Origin of the sequence: Bacillus sp. BD59S, from assembly GCF_007363175.1 — a bacterium.
GTDB lineage: Bacteria > Bacillota > Bacilli > Bacillales > Bacillaceae_G > Bacillus_A > Bacillus_A pacificus.
On sequence record NZ_CP034686.1, the window covers coordinates 2025137 to 2050194 of the forward strand.

General features: G+C 34.4%; 25 protein-coding genes. 21 read left to right on the plus strand and 4 right to left on the minus strand.

What is annotated here, in order from left to right:
- Nucleotides 1-78 precede the first annotated feature (78 nt).
- The 5 genes from arcD to EKQ63_RS12505 all read left to right on the plus strand — a co-directional run bounded on the left by arcD (nt 79) and on the right by EKQ63_RS12505 (nt 6482).
- A complete protein-coding gene (gene arcD / locus EKQ63_RS12485; protein WP_000129463.1) occupies nt 79-1506 on the plus strand; it encodes an arginine-ornithine antiporter in 1428 nt (475 codons plus the stop codon).
- A gap of 76 nt (nt 1507-1582) precedes the next feature.
- Nucleotides 1583-1843 carry a hypothetical protein gene (locus EKQ63_RS12490; RefSeq protein WP_029438147.1) on the plus strand — a complete coding sequence of 87 codons (261 nt, stop codon included), beginning with the start codon at nt 1583-1585 and terminating at the stop codon, nt 1841-1843.
- Between the two features lie 106 nt (nt 1844-1949).
- Complete coding sequence (locus tag EKQ63_RS12495; protein WP_140168532.1) at nt 1950-3770, plus strand: AAA family ATPase; 1821 nt, start codon at nt 1950-1952, stop codon at nt 3768-3770.
- Entirely contained in the window at nt 3760-5610 is a 1851-nt protein-coding gene (locus EKQ63_RS12500) for a hypothetical protein (RefSeq protein WP_087952433.1), read from the plus strand. Before EKQ63_RS12495 ends, EKQ63_RS12500 begins: the two co-directional genes overlap by 11 nt.
- Before the next feature lie 275 nt (nt 5611-5885).
- Complete coding sequence (locus EKQ63_RS12505) at nt 5886-6482, plus strand: hypothetical protein (protein ID WP_000487803.1); 597 nt, start codon at nt 5886-5888, stop codon at nt 6480-6482.
- A 95-nt stretch (nt 6483-6577) separates the two neighbouring features.
- Here the strand turns inward: EKQ63_RS12505 and racA are convergent, their stop codons facing one another.
- The gene (gene racA, locus EKQ63_RS12510) at nt 6578-7120 is read right to left on the minus strand and encodes a chromosome-anchoring protein RacA (RefSeq protein WP_087952434.1); all 543 of its coding nucleotides are present in this window, start codon (nt 7118-7120) and stop codon (nt 6578-6580) included.
- 452 nt (nt 7121-7572) lie between these two features.
- Between racA and EKQ63_RS12515 the strand changes: the two genes are divergently transcribed.
- Nucleotides 7573-8928: a hemolysin family protein gene (locus EKQ63_RS12515; RefSeq protein ID WP_087952435.1), complete on the plus strand. Its 1356-nt coding sequence runs from the start codon at nt 7573-7575 to the stop codon at nt 8926-8928.
- A gap of 132 nt (nt 8929-9060) precedes the next feature.
- Nucleotides 9061-10485, plus strand: coding sequence for an aldehyde dehydrogenase family protein (locus EKQ63_RS12520; RefSeq protein WP_143881089.1), 1425 nt, complete (start codon nt 9061-9063; stop codon nt 10483-10485).
- 116 nt (nt 10486-10601) lie between these two features.
- Here EKQ63_RS12520 and EKQ63_RS12525 read toward each other — a convergent pair whose 3' ends face one another.
- Nucleotides 10602-10994, minus strand: coding sequence for a YueI family protein (locus tag EKQ63_RS12525; protein WP_087952437.1), 393 nt, complete (start codon nt 10992-10994; stop codon nt 10602-10604).
- Nucleotides 10995-11239: 245 nt separating this feature from the next.
- Here EKQ63_RS12525 and EKQ63_RS12530 point away from each other — a divergent pair, with 245 nt between their 5' ends.
- Nucleotides 11240-12358 carry a BA2291 family sporulation histidine kinase gene (locus EKQ63_RS12530; RefSeq protein ID WP_000451748.1) on the plus strand — a complete coding sequence of 373 codons (1119 nt, stop codon included), beginning with the start codon at nt 11240-11242 and terminating at the stop codon, nt 12356-12358.
- A 33-nt stretch (nt 12359-12391) separates the two neighbouring features.
- Here EKQ63_RS12530 and EKQ63_RS12535 read toward each other — a convergent pair whose 3' ends face one another.
- The gene (locus tag EKQ63_RS12535; RefSeq protein WP_143881090.1) at nt 12392-13141 is read right to left on the minus strand and encodes a DUF4397 domain-containing protein; all 750 of its coding nucleotides are present in this window, start codon (nt 13139-13141) and stop codon (nt 12392-12394) included.
- A 988-nt stretch (nt 13142-14129) separates the two neighbouring features.
- On the opposite strand from EKQ63_RS12535, the gene EKQ63_RS12540 reads away from it, so the two are divergent.
- From EKQ63_RS12540 to EKQ63_RS12585, 10 genes are all read left to right on the plus strand, one after another.
- Nucleotides 14130-15440 (plus strand): aspartate aminotransferase family protein, encoded by a 1311-nt coding sequence (locus EKQ63_RS12540; RefSeq protein ID WP_001205894.1) that lies wholly within the window; start codon nt 14130-14132, stop codon nt 15438-15440.
- Nucleotides 15437-16135 carry an acetate CoA-transferase subunit alpha gene (gene atoD / locus EKQ63_RS12545; protein WP_000208119.1) on the plus strand — a complete coding sequence of 233 codons (699 nt, stop codon included), beginning with the start codon at nt 15437-15439 and terminating at the stop codon, nt 16133-16135. Before EKQ63_RS12540 ends, atoD begins: the two co-directional genes overlap by 4 nt.
- Nucleotides 16120-16782 carry a CoA transferase subunit B gene (locus EKQ63_RS12550; RefSeq protein WP_000525280.1) on the plus strand — a complete coding sequence of 221 codons (663 nt, stop codon included), beginning with the start codon at nt 16120-16122 and terminating at the stop codon, nt 16780-16782. Before atoD ends, EKQ63_RS12550 begins: the two co-directional genes overlap by 16 nt.
- A 15-nt stretch (nt 16783-16797) precedes the next feature.
- Nucleotides 16798-18066, plus strand: coding sequence for a peptidase (locus EKQ63_RS12555; protein ID WP_087994825.1), 1269 nt, complete (start codon nt 16798-16800; stop codon nt 18064-18066).
- A complete protein-coding gene (gene ablB / locus EKQ63_RS12560) occupies nt 18063-18908 on the plus strand; it encodes a putative beta-lysine N-acetyltransferase (protein ID WP_000878622.1) in 846 nt (281 codons plus the stop codon). The genes EKQ63_RS12555 and ablB overlap by 4 nt, the downstream gene beginning before the upstream one ends.
- Nucleotides 18909-19007: 99 nt before the next feature.
- The gene (rocR, locus tag EKQ63_RS12565) at nt 19008-20393 is read left to right on the plus strand and encodes an arginine utilization transcriptional regulator RocR (protein WP_087952440.1); all 1386 of its coding nucleotides are present in this window, start codon (nt 19008-19010) and stop codon (nt 20391-20393) included.
- A 211-nt stretch (nt 20394-20604) separates the two neighbouring features.
- Nucleotides 20605-22026, plus strand: coding sequence for a lysine 2,3-aminomutase (gene ablA, locus EKQ63_RS12570; protein ID WP_001972296.1), 1422 nt, complete (start codon nt 20605-20607; stop codon nt 22024-22026).
- Nucleotides 22023-22295: a YokU family protein gene (locus EKQ63_RS12575; protein WP_000995764.1), complete on the plus strand. Its 273-nt coding sequence runs from the start codon at nt 22023-22025 to the stop codon at nt 22293-22295. Before ablA ends, EKQ63_RS12575 begins: the two co-directional genes overlap by 4 nt.
- Before the next feature lie 72 nt (nt 22296-22367).
- Nucleotides 22368-22583 carry a YozE family protein gene (locus EKQ63_RS12580; protein ID WP_001972299.1) on the plus strand — a complete coding sequence of 72 codons (216 nt, stop codon included), beginning with the start codon at nt 22368-22370 and terminating at the stop codon, nt 22581-22583.
- Between the two features lie 188 nt (nt 22584-22771).
- Nucleotides 22772-23434, plus strand: coding sequence for a hypothetical protein (locus EKQ63_RS12585; protein ID WP_000101501.1), 663 nt, complete (start codon nt 22772-22774; stop codon nt 23432-23434).
- 4 nt (nt 23435-23438) lie between these two features.
- Here EKQ63_RS12585 and EKQ63_RS12590 read toward each other — a convergent pair whose 3' ends face one another.
- Nucleotides 23439-23606: a DUF3930 family protein gene (locus tag EKQ63_RS12590; protein WP_061686205.1), complete on the minus strand. Its 168-nt coding sequence runs from the start codon at nt 23604-23606 to the stop codon at nt 23439-23441.
- A 149-nt stretch (nt 23607-23755) separates the two neighbouring features.
- Between EKQ63_RS12590 and EKQ63_RS12595 the strand changes: the two genes are divergently transcribed.
- From EKQ63_RS12595 to EKQ63_RS12605, 3 genes are all read left to right on the plus strand, one after another.
- Complete coding sequence (locus EKQ63_RS12595) at nt 23756-23935, plus strand: YozD family protein (RefSeq protein ID WP_000658451.1); 180 nt, start codon at nt 23756-23758, stop codon at nt 23933-23935.
- A gap of 110 nt (nt 23936-24045) precedes the next feature.
- Nucleotides 24046-24228 carry a hypothetical protein gene (locus EKQ63_RS12600; protein ID WP_000473370.1) on the plus strand — a complete coding sequence of 61 codons (183 nt, stop codon included), beginning with the start codon at nt 24046-24048 and terminating at the stop codon, nt 24226-24228.
- Nucleotides 24228-25049, plus strand: coding sequence for a serine/threonine protein kinase (locus EKQ63_RS12605; protein WP_087994824.1), 822 nt, complete (start codon nt 24228-24230; stop codon nt 25047-25049). Before EKQ63_RS12600 ends, EKQ63_RS12605 begins: the two co-directional genes overlap by 1 nt.
- Nucleotides 25050-25058: the final 9 nt, after the last annotated feature.

The following is a 25058-nucleotide window of genomic DNA, read 5'->3' on the forward strand; positions in this document are numbered from 1 at the left end:
TTTTCCTGAAAAAATATAAGAGAAGCGTCTATTAGAGAAAAAGGTGACTTTAATAGTTGAACGAACATAACACCTAGAATGACAGATGGGGTGGTACAAATAGAAAAGAAGTTAGGTTTTTTTCCATTAATTGCATTAGTAGTTGGAACAATGGTTGGTGGCGGTGTTTTTAGTTTACCGCATGACTTAGCAGTAGGAGCAAATAGTGGCTCTATAATAATTGGCTGGTGTATTACAGCGATGGGAATGATTCCACTCGCGCTCGTATATCAAACGTTAGCAAGAAAAAAACCAGAGCTTGAGGGCGGAATTTATAGTTATGCACGTGCTGGTTTCGGTGAATATATTGGATTTAACAGTGCTTGGGGATACTGGCTAGCAGGAATTTTAGGAAACGTTGCAACAATCATGTTACTGTTTAGTACATTAGGCTATTTCTTCCCAATTTTTAAAGGTGGAAATAGTGTTGCGTCTATCGTAGGAGCATCACTTTTATTATGGACACTTCATTTTCTAATTTTATTTGGAATTCGTGAAGCATCTATTATGAATGTTATTGCAACGATAGGGAAATTAGTTCCAATCGTATTATTTATTGTTGTAATGGTAACAGCGTTTCGCTGGGATACATTTACACATGATTTTTGGGGAGAAGGAACTATTTCAGTTTCCTCTATACTTGGTCAAGTGAAAAATACAATGCTTGTAACTCTTTGGGTCTTCATCGGGGTTGAAGGAGCGGTAGTATTATCTGGAAGAGCGAAAAATAGTCGAGACGTCGGTAAAGCGACAGTATTAGGACTTATTTTAGTAATGTCTATTTATATTTTAATTTCTGTCTTGTCAATGGGAGCGATGACAAGAGGAGAGCTTTCTGTTTTAGAAACGCCGTCAATGGGACATGTATTAGAACATGTTGTTGGGACGTGGGGCGCAGTTGCGATTAACATTGGGTTAGTTGCTTCACTTGTAGGTACATTAATAGGTTGGTTTTTACTTGTTTCTGAAATTTCCCATGTAGCAGGAAAAGATGGCGTGTTTCCGAAAGTCTTTACGAAAACAAATAAAAAACAAACGCCGCATATGGCATTATGGATCTCAAATGGCGTTGCCCAAGTTATATTTATAATCGTTCTGTTTTCAGAGTCAACATATCAAATTATGTATTTCATAGCGTCAACATCAATTTTAGTACCATATTTATTATCAGCGTTATTCCAATTCAAATTAGTAATTACAAATGAACTAAAAGATGCAAAAGTGAAAAATGGTTCGCTAGCTTTAATTGCTTCGCTTTACTCTGTATGGCTTATTTATGCAGCTGGTTTGAAGAATTTATTGCTCGTTTCAATCGTATACGGGATTGGGATCATTGTTTATGTGTATGCAAGAAAAGAAAAAGGAAATCGTTGTTTTACTGGTATAGAGAGATATGTAATGTGGGCAATTGTAGTAGCAGCTGTTACATCTCTTTATATGTTATTGACTGGAAATATAAAAATGTAAAAGTCCTTTTCATTTAAAGGGCTTTTTTCTTTGTCTATAGAATATCTAATACATAAGATATTCAGGAGGGATGAAAATGGAAGAAAAAGAACAGTTGAACAGAATTGTTGATTTAGCGAGTGAAGTAAGGAAGGTATTAGTGCAAGAATCTTTTTTTAATCATCATCCTGAACTGCGAGGAGTGATTGAAAATTTAGCGAGTGCTGTAGAGAATTTGGCGGAATTACAGCAAAATAAAGATGAAAACGCTGAAGATCGTTTACGATATGTACTTGCTAAAATGAAAATTGCTCATAATGCCATCTTACAAGAGAAAAACGCATTTCCATCTCATTAATATACGATTTCATTTTGAACCTGGCGGATAACGTCAGGTTTTTTGTTTCTAGTTTTGTGTTTCTTTCATACACTAAGAATAGTATGAAAAAAAGAAGGTGACGAAGGTGAAATTACATAAAGCTCTTCAGCCAAGTTTTATAAAACGAATGTACTATATGAGGTTTATTGGGAAGTTTACAAAAGCAGAGAGTGAGAAGAGTGGAGAGAATTTCTTTGTACAATGCCTATCGCCAATACCATTCACATTGCAAGAGCAATTGAAAAATGAACCATATGTATTTGAAGGTTTATGTAGCAATAAAAAGAATGAAAAAGTCTTTTCGGAATTAAAGAAAAGAAAACTAGAAAAGCAATTGGTTATGTTTCGTCTTTATTATGAAAGAGGACATATATACGTGGAGTTAATTTGTACAGAAGAACCGCGAGAAATAGCAAACGGTTATAAAATGATTCCAGTACCTAAAGTTTCCGATTATAAAAAGGGAGAGTCTTTAGAAAGAAAACTTAGTAATGGTTATTTGTCATTTCTAATGCCAAAATATCCGAAAGACTTTGAGCCTCCTGAGTTATTGTGGCATGAGGGAAGGTTATATGGAAATATATCTTTAAAGTCATCGTCAATTAGTTCAATCGCATATTTTGAACAACAGCGGGAATGTAAATATATAGAACTGAATGACTGGATGAAGTATGTAGAAATAGCGGTAGAAGATCAATTATATTTTGTAAGCAATCATGTGTATGAGCAATTAAAAAAACGAATAACTGAAGAAGGTAAGCTTGTAGAGGTAGAGGAAATAAAAGTGCAAAAGGATGAATGGGAATGGGATGAGCGTGAATCCGTCTTTTTACAGTATGTGAAAAGTTTTGTACGTAATAAAGGACTATATTTGGATGAAACAGATATTTATAACTTTCATATAAGTACAAAAACAAATATGTTGACGATTCTGGGTGGTATACCAGGCGCTGGAAAATCCCGTTTTGTGCAAGCTTATGCAGAAGCACTTGGATTACAATACGGGGAAGAATTGGTTTGGATTCCGATTTCGCCATCGTATCAAGAACCACATGATTTACTTGGTTACCTTCACCCAAATGGTACTTTTATTGAAAGTGAAACAAAATTAGTTAGGGCGTTAATGAAGGCAAAAGAAAATCAAAATCAGTTGTATATAATCGTTTTTGATGAAATGAATATGTCACATATTGAGCATTGGTTTACTCCATTTCTATCTGTTCTTCAACTTGAAAAGCAAAATCGTATTTTAAATTTATATGAAGGTGTGCAAGAAAAAGAAAATCCAATTCCGCCAACAATTGAAATTGGAGAAAATATTATATTTGTTGGTACTGTGAATTTTGATGAAACAACGAAGGAGCTCTCAGATCGATTATTAGATCGGACGAATGTAATAACTTTACGAAAGATTCCGTTTTGTGAGATGTGTATGGAGCAAGAGAAAGTTGTATTACAACCACCTCTGAAAGTAACTGCAGGAGAATTTCGCATAAATTGGGTCAGGAATAAAACGATGATCGAGGTGTTTTCTGAAGAAGAGTTAGAGCTATTAGATAAGTTACATGGTGTATTGTCATCACACGATACGTCAAAGGGAATTTCTTTTCGATGTGCAAATGCAATTGCTACTTATTTGCAAAATATACCGTTCCAAAATAATCATTCTTATATGATTAGTAGAGAAGAAGGGTTTGATTTACAAATAAAGCAACGTGTATTGACGAAAATAAGAGGGACTGAAATGATGGTTGGGTCTTTACTTTCAGAGGAAGTAAAAAGGGGTGCAACATTGGTACCTCTTTTGCAATCTCCACTTGCAAACAGAGTATCTACATTTGAACACTCTATAGCATATATAAGAGAAAAGCGTAGAGAACTGGAGTTGTATGGCTATGCAAAATGATGGGCGATATGAAACAGAAATCGTTGATACGAAAGAAACGCTTCCTTTTGTATTAAAGTTAATTATTGGAACGGAGTCAAAAGGAGAATATATTTTATTAAATCGTCTTTGTACATCTGCAACAGCATTAGTTCAATGTATTTATAAAGTGCAAGAATTAAAACCAATTAGATTGCAATACCATTATGAAAGCCCAATGAATATTACTTTTATATGGAATAAAGTATATGAGGGACAGAAAAATATAAAAGAGACAAAATATGAAATAAATGAAAAAAAACAAAAGGTATTAATATATGAACATGGGAAAACGGAATTCTTTTATCCATGGCGTTGTGGTTTATATCATTTTGAGGTGAATATAGAAGAGCGAACGTACTATGGTGCTTTTCAAGTCGTCCCAAAAAACTTTTTTGATGATCAATTTGAAATGATTCAAAACTATGTGAAGTCAATTTTAAATGAGTTGATTTTAGATAGAGGTTATTATAAAAAGACTTTCTCTGCTCTTAGTGATATTGAAGATTCTTCTTATTTAGTGTTACTTAGAAAGTTGCCACAAAAAATGAAAAAGATAAAGCAAATTTTTAAGAAAATAGAATCGAGTTCAAAATTTATACATGAATATAAATGGGAAGAAAAGGAGCGGAAAGCAACGAGGAAAGGAGCGGTAGTGGCGGAAAGAAAACCGTATGCAAAATATTATAATCGTAAGTTTATCGAACAAAAAAATAGTATGGAAAATGAATTTCTTAAATTTAAAGCGATGCAATTTTATCTTTATTTACTTGAAGCTAAAAGTTTTTTGCGTCAAACAATTGAAATATTAGAACGAGCAAAAAAGAAGAAATCAGAAGAATTTCAAGCTGTAAAAACGATTATACAAACAATTGAGCGTAATGGATCAGTGACCGATAGAGAGAAACAAAAATATAAAAATATACATTTACTAAAAGAGGCAGATTTACGAAAAAGTTCTATGAAGATACAAGAATATAAAATTTTAGCTCATTTTGTACATGATAGTGTACAATATTTTCAAACTTTAATGCATTCTCCATTTTGGAGAGAAGTTTCTGAAACGGGTAAGATGAACTCACATAATCTACCGATACCACATCAACAATTACTACAGCATTTAGATTTACTTCCACAATATACAGATCAATCTCCATCTTTATTATTTGTTTATAAACCAACTTTTTTAGTGTATGAATATTACGCTTTTTTTATCGTTATTTCCATGTTAGAGCAAATGGGTTTTGAAGCTAGAAATTCCATTCGTGAACAAATACAAGAGCATTTTTATGTAGATGGATTACAAGATGGAACGACAGTAGTTTTACATCGAGGTGATATGAAAGTCCAAGTCGCATTTAATGATTTAATTGAAACACATCCCCTTATTGCATTAAGTAAAGGGAGTAATTTTTATAATGGAGAAGACACGAAGAAGCCAGATATTCGATTAGACTGTTATGTAAAGGAGGAAGAGAAATACGTATACCAATCTTCTATTATTATTGAAGTGAAGTATAGCCCAATGTACAATATTTTTCAGCACGTTGGCAATACGAAAGCAACTGAGCAAATGTATAAGTACTGGTCTATAAAATTTGTAGAAGAACAGGATGGAAAGCGAATCTATCATCGAAGGGCCATTTATGAAGTCATTTGTGTATATCCAGGAAGTCATATGCATAGTAAAAAAATTGAGTCTGGATGCGGTGTGTTCTTGCAATTATATCCATATAAAACGAAACAAGGAGAAGAGAAATTAGCGGGGAAACATGGAATGGTACAAATTTTTGAGAAGTGGTTAAAAAGCATGAAGAAGTAAAAGAAATCCTTTTTTATAAAGGATTTTTTTAGATTAAGAAGAATTATATGCAGTATGGAAGACAGCTTCATATGATATGAATTTGCAAGTGATAGAAATATATTTTGAGAAGAACGGTACATGAGGGATAAAAGAAGATTATGATGGAATTTAATTTATTTTGCAGAATATAATAAGGCGTAAATGTTTTTAGTTGCATACGAAGATTTGTTCTTATATGATAGATAGTGAAAGCGTTATCAAAAACAGAGCGGCGATGGGAAAGGCGGGGAAATATGTTCCAGCGTGTTCAAACAAAGGAAGAACATTTTTGGTTCGAGCAACTATGGGGAGATTTTTGTGAAGAAAGAAACTTAATGTTCGTAGAACGTAATTTAAATCCATCACGATTTTTATTAATAGAAGATGAACATCATATCGGTACAGTAGAATGTATTAAGTATACGGTACCAGAACAATCAAATTCTGAGTTTTTCTATCCGTTTTCTAAAAATGATTTAGTGAAAGATTTGCAAAATGTATATGAAATAGGCAAGTTAAGTATCGCGAAAACGTCTCGTGGGAGAGGACACTTCAAAAGACTAACAGCTATTTTATTTATGCATGCATTAGAAACGAAAGCAGAATGGTATATCGCAGCGGTTACAAAAAGAATGTATATGTATTTATTAACACTCGGTTTCCCAATTGAACCGATAGATAAGCCATTTCAGTTTCATGATACTTTACAAGGTGTACCAGTACGAATTCATGCCCGAAAAGGGGCTACGCATTTGTATTCTTTAAAAGAATTTCGAGATGTAATTCAAGGAAATGCCCATGCACAGGCATTAATCGCAGAATACAGTAAGAATATTATGTTAACTAAATAAAACGAAATGAATATGTATAATAAAGAGAATGCGATTTTAAAATGAAATCATTCTTCATGAAAAAGACCCTTATTATTTTAATAAGGGTCTAAAAATTATAATCCAAATATACTAAAAATCATTTTACGGCGCTTCGGTTTCTTTTCACGTTCATATATTGGTTTTGTATCGGGAGTAATATATATTGGTTCTTCTTTCTTGAGGGTAGCTTCTAGTTTTTGAATTCGCTCTAACATTTCCTCCATTTCACGGCGATGTTGTAAAAGTTGGTACGTAACAACATCATTTGCCTTATCTTGCATTTGTTCTTCCATGCGATCTAGTCTTCTCGTAATTGTGTTTAATTGAGCGGTTAATTGCTCAAAATCATGTGATGATATGTTTTGAACAATTGTATTTACTTGAGTTTTCAATTCTTCAACATCATTTGATGATGTTTTTTGAGTAGGGTGAGTGTTTTGGGACTGCTCAATTTGTGAAAGATGGTATTCTAACATTTGATCTAAATCATCTTGTGTAAAAATAAAGTGACCATATTTATTTTTTTTTATAGTAAGATTTAATTGTTGTGCAATCCGGACAACAGCCTTTGGGCTAACACCTAATTTTTTTGCGATAAATGGTGTTTTATATTCCAAAATAATCCCTCCTATATATATCCTGTTGAATGATTTCGATCTATGAAGTAAGTTCCCTTCCAGTGTGACAAAAGAAGTGTGGAATCGGCAAAGAAAGTGTTTTTTCACGAAATGAAGCTAGGAAGAATATATCGTGAATATAAAAACTTTTATCCCGCTTTAACGGGCAGTAAGACCCCCACCTCAAAATTCAGCGAAAAGAAGTAAGGTGGGGGATGAAGAAAATCCCCACTGATTAAAGTTTCACTTTATCTTAAGATTTAGAATCATTTGACTGAGGGGAATGAATTAGATTATCATAATGATAAATATCTTTTTTATGTATGCATATAATATATAAAAAGGTGGTTGCTAATGTAGAATTTTGTTAGAGTATTAGAATGCTTACTTCACTTGAATAAAATTAAGTAGGAGGTGGCTTCCTTGCTTACAATGTAAGTAAGGAAAAGTATTTGGACATATATAGTATAAGTATAGTGATTGTTTTAATTGCCTTAACGGCATTTTTCGTTGCAGCAGAATTTGCAATTGTTAAAGTGCGAAGTTCACGAATTGACTATTTAATTGCAGAAGGAAGTAATCGCGCAACATCTGTCAAAACAGTCATTACAAACTTAGACGAATATTTATCTGCTTGTCAGCTAGGAATAACAGTTACAGCATTGGGAATTGGGTGGTTTGGTAAACCTGCGTTAAAGCAAATGTTTGATACACTTTTTTTGAATTTGAACATTTCCACTCAACTAGCAGACATTTTTGCTGTAATTTTAGTGTTTTTGTTTATTACATTTTTACATGTTGTAATAGGGGAATTGGCCCCAAAAACATTTGCGATTCAAAAAGCTGAACAGGTGAGTTTATTTGTTGCTAAACCGTTAATTTTCTTTTATCGTATAGCGTTTCCATTTATTTGGATCCTAAATGGATCAGCCCGAATGATTACGAAGTTGCTAGGACTGAAACCACCGAAAGGGCACGATGAAGTTCATTCAGAAGAAGAATTACGGTTATTAGTTTCAGAAAGTTACAAAAACGGAGAGATTAATCAGTCTGAATATAAATATGTAAATAAAATCTTTGAATTTGATGATCGTATAGCAAAAGAGATAATGGTACCCCGAACTGAGATGCATATCATAAGTAAAGAAATGCCTGCTGAAGAAGCGTTGCAAAAAATGTCTCAGGAAAAATATACGAGATATCCAGTTGTTGATGGCGACAAAGATCACGTAATAGGCTTTGTGAATTTTAAAGATATCTTCACAGATTTTGTGCAGCATAATGCGGTTAGTAATAAGAAAGTGGAGCAATATATTAGGCCGATTATTTTAGTTATCGACTCCATCCCAATACACGACTTATTTTTAAAAATGCAAAAAGAAAGAACACATATTGCTATATTGATAGATGAATATGGTGGTACGTCTGGACTTGTTACTGTTGAAGACATTTTAGAAGAAATAGTTGGAGATATTCAAGATGAGTTTGATACAGATGAACAGCCAGAAATTCAACAAGTTAGTGAAACGAAAACAATACTAGAGGGAAAAGTACTTGTTAGTGAAGTAAATACGTTATTAGGTTTAACGATTGATGATAATGGTGTTGACACAATAGGTGGATGGATTTTAACGAAGAATATAGAAATTGCTGAAGAGGATTTCATTGAAATCGAAAATTATAAGTTTTGCGTGAAAGAATTAGACGGACACTATATAAAGAGACTAGAAGTTACAAAAACTGTAGAATCAATTGTTATTTTAGAAGATGAACAACAAATTTCATTACAAGAACAAATTAGTTCGTAGACTCTGCTAGATGGCAGAGTTTTTTTGAGCATAATGTTTTTTGCAGAATAAGGGCTATGTTACAATGACATAAGTCAGACCTTTCACTAGGTGAAGTATTGCTGCATACATATATTTGAAAGGGGAAGAATTATGAAAAAGCATTTATATATAAATGGAGATTGGAAGTCTGTAAATACGTATAAACCATTATATGCACCATATTCTGAAGAAACATTAGCGGAAATCGCGCAAGGAACGGAAGAAGATGTAAAAGAGGCTGTTATTGCTGCAAAGAATGCGATGAAAGAAATGAATAGATTATCTGCATATGATCGTGCGACTATTTTAGAGAAAGTCGCACAAAAAATGGATGAAAGAAGAGAAGAATTTGCAGAGATTATTGCAAAAGAGGCTGCAAAACCAATACGTGCTGCAAGGGGAGAAGTAGATCGTACCGTTCAGACATACAAATTTGCAGCTGAAGAAGCGAAGCGTATATACGGTGAGACACTGCCACTTGATGCAGCACCTGGTGCAGATGGGCGCATAGCTTACACAATACGAAAACCGATTGGGGTTATAGGGGCAATTACACCATTTAATTTTCCATTAAATTTAGTGGCACATAAAGTTGGCCCTGCAATTGCTGCTGGAAATACAGTTGTATTAAAACCAGCTGATCAAACGCCTCTATCATCTTATGCATTAGTTGAACTATTTGAAGAGGCAGGATTGCCAAAAGGGGCTTTAAATATTATTTCTGGTCCCGGTTCAACTGTAGGCGAAGCAATAGTTACAAATGATGGTGTTGCTTCCATTACTTTTACGGGAAGTCCGAAAGTTGGACTTGGAATTAAGGCAAAGGCTGGGTTAAAGCGAGTTACGTTAGAACTAGGATCAAATGCTGCTGTTATTATTGATGAAGATGTTGAATTAACAGATGAATTAATTGAACGAGTAAAATGGGGAGCATTTGTTAATAATGGACAAGTTTGTATTTCGGTACAACGTGTTTTTGTACATGAAGAGAGAATGGATGAATTTTTATCTAAGTTACAGAAAGCGATGGAAACAGTTGTTGTTGGTGATCCGTTGCTTGAGGAAACGGATGTATCAGCTTTAATTTCGAAAAAAGATGTCGAGCGTATCGATAACTGGGTGCAAGAAGCAGTTAAAGAAGGAGCGAGCGTTTTGTATGGTGGTAACAAACGTGATGAAAGGATTTTTGAACCAACTGTATTAACGAATGTTCCAGAGCATGTATCTGTACAGTGCCAAGAAGTATTCGGTCCACTTATGACCGTAAATACATTTAAAGAAATTGATGAGGCCATAGAGAAAGTAAATCATTCGCGTTACGGTCTACAGGCAGGTGTATTTACAAAAAATTTGTTTAAAGCTATGCGTGCAATTGATGAGCTTGAAGTTGGTGGTGTCATGATAAATGATATTCCAACGTTCAGGGTAGATCATATGCCTTACGGTGGTGTGAAAGAAAGCGGTACGGGGCGTGAAGGAATTAAATATGCAATCGAAGAAATGACAGAAATGAAATTAGTGTGTATTAAAAAATAAAGTAACTAGAACTTAAACATCGCAAAAAAACGAGTAGGAAATGTTTACGATTCCATACTCGTTTTTTTGTTTATTTTACGTTTCTTAGAATGATTTCATTTAATCAAGTGTACCTTTTACTTCATTTCTTGTTTGAAAACAGCATCTTCTACATAAATTTGTTCTTTGTCGACAGCAGTGCTATGAGATAATACTAAACCAATTGGTGTTTCTATCCCTTTATTTTGAACAATTGTAAAAGGAACATTTTTTTCATTCGCTAATTTAATGTATTTTGATAAATGTGGGTAAGCAATGCCACCATTTAGGAATATTTGTAATGATTGAGAAGAGCGCATGCTATTAGCTACTTCAGAATATACATTACTTTGCATTACTTGACCGATAGTTAAAGCGATTTCTACACGCTCACGTAATGTAGTTAAATACATATTACGTTCTTCTGGTTTGTTCTGCTTTTGGCCGTAAATGCCTTCTTGGAGATAATCTTCCACATTTTTATTTACCATATTTTTCACACCTTTCCTTTTCTATTGTACGAAAGAATGAAGCAGGATGCAAAAAAAGTCGCATCGAATATAAAAAATTTGAATGAAAGGAAGGAAAATGGAATGTAACAATCTAAACAATTAATAAGGTTATAAAAATTTTATCAACACATATTAACAAAATGTGACAATAATCTATTAACGAATCTTGTTTTTTGTGTTAATATTCAAAATATAAAGGGTGTTCGTCGCATGGAAATGGAGGAATGGAGGTTTTTCCAATCGATAAGGATATTAAAGAAGTATTTTGTTCGCACTTGAAAAACAACAGGCACCAATTCGTTGAGAACTGGAAAAACAAAATGATAATTTCCGATAAAGATCCATTTAGACTAGAAGCAGTTCAAAATGGAGAGGATTTATTAGAGTTTATTATTGAACTTACTATGGAAGAAAAAGATATAAATTATCTTCAGCCATTATGCGAGAAAATTGCTATTGAACGTGCAGGAGCAGATGCGAATATAGGTGATTTTGTTTATAATGCAAATGTGGGAAGAAATGAGCTTTTCGAAGCGATGTGTGAATTAGATGTTAGTGCACGTGAATTGAAACCAATTATGGCCCAAATACATACTTGTTTTGACAAATTAATTTATTATACTGTTTTAAAATACTCGGAAATTATATCAAGAAATTTAGAGGAAAAACAGCAATATATTAACGAAACACATAAAGAAAGGCTGACGATTTTAGGACAAATGTCAGCTAGTTTTGTACATGAATTTCGTAATCCGCTTACTTCCATTATGGGGTTTGTCAAATTATTAAAGGCAGACCATCCTAGTTTATCGTATTTAGATATTATTTCTCATGAATTAGACCAATTAAATTTTCGCATTTCGCAATTTTTACTCGTATCGAAAAAAGAAATGTGGACTGAATCTGAACGGTTTTGGCTAAATGATTTGTTTCAAGACATTATACAGTTCTTATATCCAAGTTTGGTCAATGCAAATGTTTCTATTGAAAAGAATTTGCCATATCCAATTCCTCTTACTGGTTATCGGAGTGAAGTGAGACAAGTATTTTTAAATATATTAATGAACTCAATTGACGCTCTTGAATCAATGAAAGAAGAACGAAAAATTATCATTGATGTATTTGAAGAAGATCAATCGATTCGAATTGTAATAAAAAATAACGGGCCAATGATTCCAGCTGAAAATGTAGAAACGATTTTTGAACCATTTGTAACTACTAAAAAGTTAGGAACTGGTATTGGGTTATTTGTATGTAAACAAATTGTAGAAAAACATAATGGGTCCATCATGTGTCGTTCAGATAATGATTGGACAGAATTTCAAATTGCATTTCAAAAATAAACAGTCTACACCAAATGAATGGTGTAGACTGTTTTAATTCGTAAGTATAACAGCTTCTAATTTAGGATCTTTCGTTGAATAACCTAAAATTGAAATTGTATAAATAATGTTCGGTTCGACTTTGAAATCCGGTATAGTTAGCAAGACACTTTGATTATCTGCGAGTGAAACTTCTATATCCGCTGTACCAGGGCTAACTTCTAAAAAATCTGTTATTTGTTTAAAGAGTACATTTTCAAATAAATGATCGCCACCTTTTAAACTTACATTTACAACAGAGGTATCGGGAGAAAAGTGCGCAAAGCGTATTTTTGCCTGGCCTGTTGGTAAATGAGTATTATCAAGCATAGGCTGTAATTGTAGATGATTATCACTATTTATTGCAGCAAAAGTATAAGTGTGATTTCCCATTATTGGTACTAAAGCTGAAAAGTTGGGCGTTTCATTTCCGACAGGAACAATATCTATTCGGTACTTACCTTGTACTAATGTTAAATAGGGACTAAATTGTTTAAATGAAATGTTTTTAATTACCTTTTGCCCGTTTACTAAAATGTCAACGGCAGGTGTATTTGAAGCAGAGTGAAAAAATCTTATGTGCGATGGTAAAGCAGCTTCTTGTGAATCTCTTTTTTCGTATGCCTGTACAAGATTCGTAAGCGCATCATAATATTTCATATATAGTTCTACATATTTTTTTGGATTATGAAATTGATAGTAACGAGCGAGATGTTCGTAACGTGCAGCTTCTTGTCCATATTTTTCGATTTCAGATTGAGACATGAACATTCCTCCTTTGTCATCATTAAAACTATATGCTTAGCAAGAATGAGGTTATGCGAAAAAAATTTGTTTTTTAAAGGTGAAAGATTGAAAATTAATAATAAGTATTTTTTAAGGATAAGTTTAGGTGAACGAGAGTTATAATTTTCTAGAGGATACAACAATATATCATCCATATTGGCTGAGGAAGTGTGTATTTCGAAATGAAAAATTTGAGAGCATTACACGTGACATGTCGAAACCATGTCCTGAAACCCTTAGGAAACTGGGGATTTTTTTAATTATGGGCAAATACACATACAAAGTAATAATTGTCCTACATAAATTATAAAGGAAAGGTAGTTTGAAATTAAGGAAAGGAATGAAACCTTGGGATGGGGATATCCCGCAAGGAATTGTGAATGGAGTTATGGACGGTTTTGTGCTTTATATTGTAGGATGAATTGTGATTTTGTAATACTATTGTTTCTATTTACGTTAGCAAGTGACGGTATTAACTGATAAAAGAGCGTCGTGCCGAACTGATTAATGTGGTTAATCGGTTCTTTTTTTATTGTATAAATGGAGGAGAATGTATGTGAAATATTGGGTTCTACAAAAAATAATTGCTATGCATTTAGTAGGATTAATTGTCGAGATTTGTTTGAAAATATGCAATATAAAGTAGGAGAACAGGAAGGAGTTTAAAGGGAGTTTCGTCGAAGTTTACACAATGTCGGTATTTGAGGGAAGCTGGCATTATGTTAGAAAAATATTTAGTGAAGCGTTAATTTTTATATAAGGGAGGGTTACTTGAGCGTATAGATAAGGGTTGGTCTTTGAATTAAGTTCTGAATTTTCTGTTTTTAAAATTGGTATTTAGCACTCATTTGTATATTTTATAATAGTTTTTTGATAAATTCACTGCTTTCGCAGAGGGTTCTTTTTTATGAAAGAAACGTCAATTTTCTTCATATATATATACAAATTGGAGAAATGGGGGAGCGCTATGCGCGATTACTTAATTAAACCACTTGTTGGTCAGCCGTATCCAATGATTTCACATGGAAAAGGTGTGTATTTGTATGATCAAAACGGAAATAAATATTTTGATGGCTCGTCAGGAGCAATTACGGCAGGTATTGGGCATGGCGTAAAGGAGATTGCGGACGTTATCAAAAAGCAAGCAGAGGAGATTGCTTTCGTTTATAGATCACAGTTTACGAGTGAACCAGCTGAAAAATTAGCTAAGAAATTAAGCGATTTAAGTGTAGGAGATTTGAACTGGAGCTTTTTTGTAAATAGTGGTACGGAAGCAAATGAAACAGCTATGAAAATTGCGATTCAGCATTTTCAAGAGCGGGGTATTCAAGGGAAGCATAAAATATTGTCACGATGGATGAGTTATCACGGTATTACGATGGGAGCCTTATCAATGTCTGGGCATCCACTGCGTAGACAACGTTTTGTGTCAATTTTAGAAGATTATCCAACTATTCCAGCTCCATATTGTTTTAGATGTCCGGTGCAAAAGGTATATCCAACTTGTCAGCTTGCTTGTGCGACTGAACTAGAAAGATCAATTGAAAGGATTGGAGCAGAACATATTGCGGCTTTTATTGCTGAACCGATTATTGGAGCAGCTGGAGGTGCAGTCGTTCCGCCGAAAGAATATTATAAAGTTATTAAAGATATTTGTAGTCATTACGATATTTTATTTATTGCTGATGAAGTAATGACTGGGCTTGGTCGTACTGGTGCATGGTTCGCGATGGAGCATTGGGGTGTAGAACCGGATATTATGACCCTTGGTAAAGGTTTAGGAGCTGGATACACACCGATGGCAGCGACGGTTGTAAGTGACCGTGTTATGGAGCCAATTTTACGAGGATCGCGTTCTGTTATGAGTGGGCATACGTTAAGTGCAAATCCATTATCTGCAGCAACAGCTCTAGCTGTTATTGAATATATGGAGAAACATAATCTACCTGAAAAAACAGCGGAAAAGGGAGAGTATTTAATAAAAGGATTACAGAAAGTTCAGCAACAATCGACAATCATTGCTGATGTGCGCGGAAAAGGGTTGCTGATTGGTGTAGAATTGCAACCGTTTACAAAGGCGTCAGAACTTATTTCGGTTGCAGCTAAAAATGGTCTTCTTTTATACCAAGCTGTTTCAGGGCAAGCAGGAAAAGAAGATAGTGCACTGCTTGTAGCACCGCCAATGACAACTACATATTCCGAGTTAGATGAATTACTTTCAATTTTTGCAAAAAGTGTGGAAGAAATGATGCAAAAAGGAGGGCATAGTATCGCATGACAACTATTACGAATACATTCAGTAAATTAAAAGAGATAGAGGAAGTAATTTCTTTATTCCACGATGATATGACATTAATGTTTGGGGGATTTGGGGGGATTGGATCCCCTCCATCTTTAATACAGGCGATTTTAGAAAAAGGAGTTACAAATTTAAATTTAATTGGAAATGATACGGGATTTCCTGATGTAGGAATCGGTCGTCTCGTTACGAATGAAAGAGTAAAATCATTAATTACTTCTCATATCGGCTCAAACCCAAATGCAGGAAGACAACTAAACGAAGGAAGGTTACAAATTGAGTTTTCTCCCCAAGGAACATTAGCAGAGCGTATTCGCGCTGGTGGTGTAGGGCTTGGTGGCGTATTAGTTGATGTAGGTGTTGATACGATTGTAGAAGAGGGAAAACGTACTGTTGAAATGAATGGTAAAACATATTTAGTTGAAACAGCATTAACTGCTGAGGTTGCGATTGTATACGCGAAAAAGGCGGATCCATTCGGTAACCTTGTGTTTGATAAGAGCGCTCGTAACATGAACCCTCACGTAGCTATGGCCGGGGATATAACGATTGTAGAAGCAGAAGAAATTGTTCCACTTGGAAGTTTAGATCCAGAAGAAATTGTTGTCCCAGGAGTATTTGTAAATTATATCGTACCGTCGGAAGGAGTGAATTGGAAATGGGTATGGGCGTAGAAGTGAGAGATAAGATTGCTAGACGTGCAGCGAAAGAAATACAAAATGGTATGATTGTAAATTTAGGAATTGGTATACCATCGCTTGTACCGAATCATTTGCCTGACGATATAAACGTTATGTTTCATGCAGAAAATGGAATTGTAGGTATGGGACCTACGCCAAGTAAAGGAAATGAAGACGAAAATTTATGTAACGCAGCAGGTTTGCCAACTTCTCTTATTACAGGAGCAAGTTATTTTGATAGTTGCACAGCGTTTGGGATGATTCGAAAAGGTTTACTAGATATAACGATTCTTGGTTCATTACAAGTAAGTGAGAATGGTGATTTAGCAAACTGGATTGTTCCAGGGAAACGCGTTCCAGGTATTGGAGGAGCAATGGATTTAGCTCAAAAAGCGAAGCGGGTCGTTGTTGTGATGAATCATGTCGATAAATACGGAAATGCGAAAATTGTTTCGGAGTGTACATTACCATTAACTTCAAAAAAATGTGTAGATTTAATTATTACGGATATGGCAGTAATGGAAGTGACGCAGGATGGACTTATTTTACAAGAATTAATGAGCCCATACACAGTGGAAGATATAAAACAACATACAGAAGCAGATTTTAAAATTGGTTCTAATTTACTAGTAATTGAATGAGGGGAGATGTAATATATGGAGCAATTAAAAAAACAAGTTTGTGATTATATTGAGAGTCATGAAGAAGAAAGTGTAAAATTTTTGAAACGATTAATTCAAGAAAAGAGCGTATCTGGTGATGAAAGTGGTGCACAAGCAATTGTAATTGAAAAATTACGTGAGCTAGGTTTAGATCTTGATATATGGGAGCCATCATTTTCTAAAATGAAAGATCATCCTTATTTTGTATCACCGCGTACAAGTTTTTCAGATAGCCCGAACATTGTGGCAACCCTTAAGGGAAGCGGCGACGGAAAATCTATGATATTAAATGGACATATTGATGTCGTACCAGAAGGAGATGTGAATCAGTGGGACCATCATCCTTATAGTGGTGAGAAAATAGGAAATCGTATATATGGTCGAGGAACGACAGATATGAAGGGCGGCAATGTTGCACTAATGCTTGCCATGGAAGCAATTATTGAATCTCGTATTGAATTAAAAGGAGATATTTATTTTCAAAGTGTAATAGAAGAAGAAAGTGGTGGGGCAGGAACATTAGCGACTATATTGCGAGGATATAAGGCAGATGGTGTTATTATTCCAGAACCGACAAATATGAAGTTTTTCCCGAAACAACAAGGGTCCATGTGGTTTCGTCTACATGTGAAAGGGAAAGCAGCACACGGTGGAACGCGTTATGAAGGTATAAGTGCAATTGAAAAAAGTATGTTTGTTGTAGATCATTTGAGAAAGCTGGAAGAGAAGAGAAATGACCGAATTACAGACCCATTATTTAAAGGAATCCCGATTCCGATTCCAATTAATATTGGGAAAATTGAAGGCGGGAGCTGGCCAAGTTCTGTTCCTGATTCGTTAATTTTAGAAGGAAGATGCGGTATTGCGCCGAATGAGACTATAGGGGCAGCAAAAGAAGAGTTCGAGAATTGGATCACGGAATTAAATGATGTGGACAATTGGTTTGTTGAAAATCCTGTAGAAGTAGAATGGTTTGGTGCAAGATGGGTTCCAGGTGAACTAGAAGAAAATCATGAGTTAATTACAACACTCGAGCATAACTTTGTTGAAATCGAAGGGAATAAACCGATTATTGAAGCATCCCCGTGGGGGACTGATGGAGGCTTATTTACACAAATCGCAGGTGTACCAACGATAGTATTTGGCCCGGGAGAAACGAAAGTAGCGCATTATCCAAACGAATATATAGAAGTTGATAAAATGATAGCTGCCGCAAAAATTATTGCATGTACATTACTAGATTGGTGTGAGGTGAAAAAATGAAATACTATGAATCTTTTAGAGAACAGACAAATGGCTATACAGTAGAAGGTGTTTTGGACTATTTTAATAAACGTATTCGAGTAGACCACTATACAGGAAATGTTGAGAGGATCATCCAAACAATTGATGAATTAGCAGAGAAACATTCTTTCACTAAATGTATTGTTAAAGGAAAGGGAGAGCATGTTTCCACATGGCTCTCTTTCGGTTTTTTATTAGAAGCAACATTACCACATTATTTTCAAGGTCATGATGCATACTTCTTCGTGAAATTTAATAATGATGAAAGACGCAATAGTATTCATTGGGCTGAGGAAGATACTATTTTAAGCGGTGTAAAAGCAAAAGAGGTAAAGGAAAAAATAGTCCCAGAGAAATTTCTACTAAGAAAAGCGACAGAAGAGGATGCAGAAGAATTAGCAGCAGTCTTTGGAGAAGTATTTGAAGTGTATCCAACTCCATTAAACGAAGCGAGTTATGTAAAACAAACGATGAAAGAAGACGATACAATTTACTATGTGTATGAATTCGAGGGGAAAATAATTAGTACAGCGTCTGCAGAAATGAATATAAAAGAAGGAAATGCAGAATTAACGAATTGTGCGACCTTACCCGAATATCGTAAACATGGGTTTATGAAAAGTTTATTAATTAAGTTAGAAGAGGAACTTCAAGAAAAATCGATTTTCTGTTCTTATACAATTGCTCGATCGCTTTCTTTCGGAATGAATGCAGCCTTTCATCAGTTAGGCTATACGTATACAGGAAGATTGGCGAACAATTGCTACATTTTTGATAAGCTAGAAGATATGAATATATGGGTAAAAGATTTGTCTAAATAGTACGTTATAAAAATAGAACGGAATCATCATGCTTATAATCGCACATAGGTATGCCGAAAATTCGGCATAGTATTTGCTGGATTTTCGGCAAGAGGGGGGATGACATTGCTAGCAGTTTCGACACAAGAAGTCATTGAAGCGATTTTGGGCAGTATTGATGAGGCTATACACGCAGTAGATGAAAATGGTATTACAATTTTCTATAATACTGTAGCTGCAAAACATGATGGATCAAAAATTGAAAAAGTGTTAGGTAAACATTTGTTAGAAGCGTTCCCTTCTTTATCTAGGGAAACAAGTACGTTGATGAAAGTATTAGATACAAAAAAACCAATCGTTCATCAAGTGCAGCATTATCAAAACTTAAATGGGGAAGACATTTGTACAGTAAATACGACGTTACCTATTTTCATAGATGGAAATATTGCTGGTGCTGTTGAAATTGCAAAGGATTATTCGACAGTACAAAAGCTTACGGATACAATAGTCGATTTGCAGTCGAAAATAAAGCGGTCATCTAGAAAAAAAGCGATCAAAAAGGATGTTGCATTTGAGACGATCGTGACGAATGATGCTCGGTTTAAACAGACGAAAGAATTAGCACAAAAAGTAGCCCCAACTGATGCGAATGTTTTAATATATGGGGAAACAGGAACAGGGAAAGAGTTATTTGTACAAGCGATTCATGAAGCTTCTAAGCGGAAGAACAAGCCGTTTATTGCACAAAACTGTGCTGCTTTGCCAGAGTCTCTATTAGAAAGTTTATTGTTTGGAACGACGAAAGGTAGTTATACGGGGGCAATTGAAAGAGCGGGATTATTTGAACTTGTAGATGGAGGGACATTGTTTTTAGATGAACTGAATTCAATGCCACTCGATTTACAAGCGAAAATGCTACGTGTATTAGAGGATGGTGTTATTCGTCGTATTGGTGATAATAAGACGAGAAAAGTAGATGTTCGCGTTATTACCGCAATGAATCAGCCACCAGAAATATGTTTAAAAGAGAATAAAATTCGCACTGATTTATACTATCGATTAAATGTCTTTTCATTATATATTCCGCCGCTCCGTGAAAGAACGGAGGATGTATTATTGTTAGCGTCTTATTTTTTGAAAGAATATAATAAAAGTTATAAAAAAGGTGTACTTCAAATGGATAAGGAAGCGAAGGAAAGACTACAAGCTTACCAATGGCCTGGAAATGTTCGGGAGTTAAAACATACGATTGAACATGCTGTCATTATTGCAGAAGGGAATACATTAACAGCCAATTGTTTACCGCGTGCATTTCGGAAAGAGAGTTTTCCAAAGAAGAAGAGCATATTGCCTCTTAGAGAAGCACTTCATCAAACGGAAAAAGAATTAATAGATCAAGCGTTAATTGAAACGGAAGGGAATATATTACAAGCTGCAAAAATGTTAGGTATCCCTCGTCAGACGCTTCAATATAAACTGAGTAAGTACGACAAAACCGCCGAATAATTGGCGGTTTTTGTGTGTTTGCACCAATAAAAGAGCGTTTACATATATAAAAAGTAATGAATATGATAGTATGTATGAATTTCATACAGCGCTTAAAAATATTTTTTGCGCTTATATAATAGGGTTCTCCGTACATTTACTTATCAATAAAGTAAAGTTGGCATAACTATTGCTTATATAAAGGATGAGCGTATAAAAAGGGGGAATAGCAATGTTACATGATGTATACAAACCAAATCGTCACTGGAAGGATATCGAATTATGGAAAGATGTTACTGAAGAGCAATGGAATGATTGGGTTTGGCAATTAACGAATACGATCAAAACGTTAGATGACTTAAAGAAAGTGATTAACTTAACACCTGATGAAGAAGAGGGCGTTAAAATTTCAACGAAAACGATCCCGTTAAATATTACACCGTACTATGCTTGGTTAATGAATCCTGATGACCCACGCTGTCCGATTCGGATGCAATCTGTACCGATTTCGGAAGAGTTATATAAAACAAAATATGATTTAGAAGATCCGCTTCATGAAGATGAAGACTCGCCAGTTCCAGGGTTAACGCATCGTTATCCTGACCGTGTATTATTCTTAGTAACGAATCAATGTTCTATGTATTGTCGTTACTGTACACGTCGTCGTTTTAGTGGACAAATTGGAATGGGTGTGCCGAAGAAACAATTAGATGATGCAATTGCTTACATTCGTGAAACACCACAAGTACGAGATGTATTAATCTCTGGTGGTGATGGTCTTCTTATTAACGATAAAATTTTAGAATATGTATTAAAAAATTTACGAGAGATTCCGCATGTTGAGATTATTCGAATTGGAACGAGAGCGCCGGTAGTATTCCCGCAGCGTATTACAGAAAACTTATGTAACATTATTAAAAAATATCATCCAGTATGGTTAAATACACATTTCAATACATCTATTGAAATTACTGAAGAATCGAAAAAAGCATGTGAAATGTTAGCGAATGCTGGTGTTCCAGTCGGAAACCAAGCAGTAATTTTAGCTGGTATTAACGACAGCGTTCCAATTATGAAAAAACTTATGCATGACTTAGTGAAAATCCGTGTACGTCCATACTACATTTATCAATGTGACTTATCTGAAGGTATCGGTCACTTCCGTGCACCAGTATCTAAAGGTCTTGAAATTATTGAAGGTTTACGCGGACATACGTCTGGTTATGCAGTACCAACATTCGTTGTTGATGCACCAGGAGGGGGCGGTAAAATTGCGCTTCAGCCAAACTATTTAATCTCACAAAGTGCAGATAAAGTTGTACTTCGTAACTTTGAAGGTGTTATTACAACGTATCCAGAGCCAGAAAGCTACATTCCAGGAAGAGCGGAAGGATACTTTAAAGAAATCTATCCAAACTACGAAGAAAAACGTTCAGATGTTGGTATTGCGGGTCTTATGAGCGATAAGAAATTTAACCTTGTTCCAGACGATTTACAGCGTATGAATCGTCGTAAAGACTATGAAGATAATGAAACGCATGCATCATTAAAAGATAAACGTGATAAGCGCGACCAATTGAAAGATAAAAAATATCAAGCACAAATGGCTAAATTAGAAGAAAACGACAAAAAAACTGAGGGTGATGCAGTATGAATTGTATGTGGTGTGACAGTACAGAAGCAAAAGAAAGCTTAAATACTGTATATTGGGAATTGCCAGATGGTACGAAAGCCATTGAAATCCAAGAGACACCATGCATTTCTTGTTCCTCATGTGGTATGGACTATCAATCAGATCAAACAGTGAAAGAAATAGAAGATCAATTGTTTTTAATTTATACGAAAGATTTACCAAAACAACTAACATATGAAGAATTAATGGGAAGACCACGTCTATTAAAAAGAAATTATTTTGACTTTTAACCAGCTTTTATGCTGGTTTTTTTCTTTTTTGCCTTGTATAATGTACCCAAGTTAGAAAGGTAGGGAATATTTTTGAAAAAGACATTTTACCACTATATGATGAAGCATCGTGCAGCTTTATTTAGTAATGAAATATCGAATTTAGCAGAGGCAATGTACGATGATTTAAGCTTTCCAAAGCAATCTGAAGATTATGATGAAATTAGTTCATACTTAGAGCTAAGTGGAATGCTAGCAAGTATGTCTATATTTGATGAAGCGTGGGATTTATACATACAAGATAGATAAAAACTATATGAACTTTTTTGACGTGAAGCTAGTCTATTTGCTAGCTTTTTTACGTTGTAAATAAATTTTCATATGGTGATATTTTTTATTGAAAAAATTTATGAATATACGCTTCTGTGATAAGCGTTTTGATGTAGGTTGCATATACTGTTATCAAAATCACGACGTCAAAAAAAGGAGAGATATAGATGGCAAGGAAAAAGCAACCTAAATATAACGTAGGGGACATAGTCGTGATTACGCTATATGGAACCGTTGGTAAAATCACAAATATGAAGGTTTTAGATGGAGTTTACGTATACGAAGTCAATAATCACGATGGATTTTACGTAGAGCAAACGTTGCAGCATGTTACTGAGCAAGATATGAAAAAAGGTGAAACTGAGTGGATTGAATTAAACTATAATTTCACATTTGGTGATCTCGTGCAAGTAACAGGATACGATAAAGATGTGTTTCGAATTGTTGGTTTTCGTACAGAAGTATGGAGATATAAAAATGACGCATGGGAAGATACAATATATGAACTATCACGAATTACGGATGGTGAATGGTTAGAAGCGGATGAGTCAGATTTAACGTTACTTGCTAATGCTCAAACGGCAAATGCAATTTTGAAGAAAATGAAACAAGATAAAGCAGGTATGAATAAATTAGATTTAGGAAAATTAAAGTCAATTAACAACTCAAAAAAAGTGAGTGTTAAGACAAATCGTCAAGAAATCATTGATGGATTACTTGATATTTATAACGATTACCAATTGTTATTTGATACATTTAAAGATGAAGAATACAAAATTGTTATGGATGTTGTTCATAATTATTTAGTTAAATTGACAGAGAAAAAATAGTTAACTAGAAAGAGAGAATGAATTGAACAACAACATATGCAGTATAAGGTATGCCTACAACTATTAAAAAAATAAAAAGCCATTTAATAAGAGAGTCTGCCCATTGATCTTCATGCATGAACTCTTCTTTTGTTTGCCCTACTTCTTGCTTTACCTCGTATTGATATTCCATAATTATTTCCCCCTTTTGATAGCTTGTACTACCATCGTATGCACCTCGTCCAAAGGATATGACCTATAAAAAAAGAAAAACTATTTTTCTAATCTCATATACATAATTTTGAGATTTTTTCATAAAACAGAAATAAAGGAGTGATGCTCATGAAGGAAATTGAAGTCGTAATTGATACGGAAGAGATTGCGGAGTTTTTTTATGAGCAACTAATTGAAAGAGGATACGTCCCAAAACGAGAAGAAATTGAAGATCTTGCAGATATTACATTCGAGTATTTATTAGAGAAATGTATGATTGATGAAGTGTTTGATGAAGAGGATGAGTGAAAGTAACGACGGGCTTAACTCGTCGTTTTTTACTCTTTACAAACTTGTCACAAATCTAGCCAGCAATAGTTGGTATAATTAAAAGAAAATTTTACTCAAGAGGTGAAGGGATGTTCAAAAAAATTATTGATTCTTTATTAGGAAAGAAAAAATATCGTTCGTATTCTAGTAGTGATTATCGCCATAGAGGTCGCTCTTATTCAAGTAGCGATTATAAACGTCGTTCATCTGGTTATGGGCATCATCATTATAAAAGAAAACGTAAAAGCCGTAGCTTCTTTTCAAGTAGCTGATGAAATGGCGTCGTATACTAGCTTTATTAGATAGACCACTGCGAAAAAATACAATTGTGGCAGAACGGTATAAAATTGAATCAGTAATTGGAATGGGCAGTTATGGGGTTACATATGTCGTTAATGATTTACAAATAAATAAATATAAAGTCTTAAAACAATTAAGACAAAGTAAACAAAGATATGAGTCTGGTAGAAAATCATTTGAACAAGAGAAAATGATTTTACAAACATTAAATTATCATGCAATCCCTAGTTTATACGATCATTTCGTATGGGAGAAAAAAAGCTTTTTTGTGATGGAATATATGCCTGGTAAAAATTTCGAAGATTATATTTTCTCGGATGGGCATGTATATACAGAACGTGAAGTTTTTAAAATTTTATATAAAATTTTAGAAATTGTATCGGTGTTTCATAGTAAAGGTATTATTCACCGAGATTTACGCATTCCAAACATATTAATGAAAGAAAACCAAGTTAGTATTATTGATTTTGGGTTGGCGAAATTGAAAGATGAGGGGGATGAACGAGCTACAACTTATGAAGGTGAACAAGCTTTGATGCGAGAAGTTCACTTTCGTAGTGATTTTTATGCACTTGGTCATTTCTCGTTATTTTTATTATATGCAGGCTATGAATCTAATGAAAAACATGAAAACCCATGGTATGACGAATTAACTTTAGAAAATTACAACCGTGAAATGTTGATGCGAATGTTACAAATAAAAACGCCGTACTATGAGAATGTACAAGATTTAAAAAAAGATGTAGCTTTTGCTTTAGAAAGGATGGAGGATCCATGTTTCAAAAGTTTTTAGTAAGCGTTG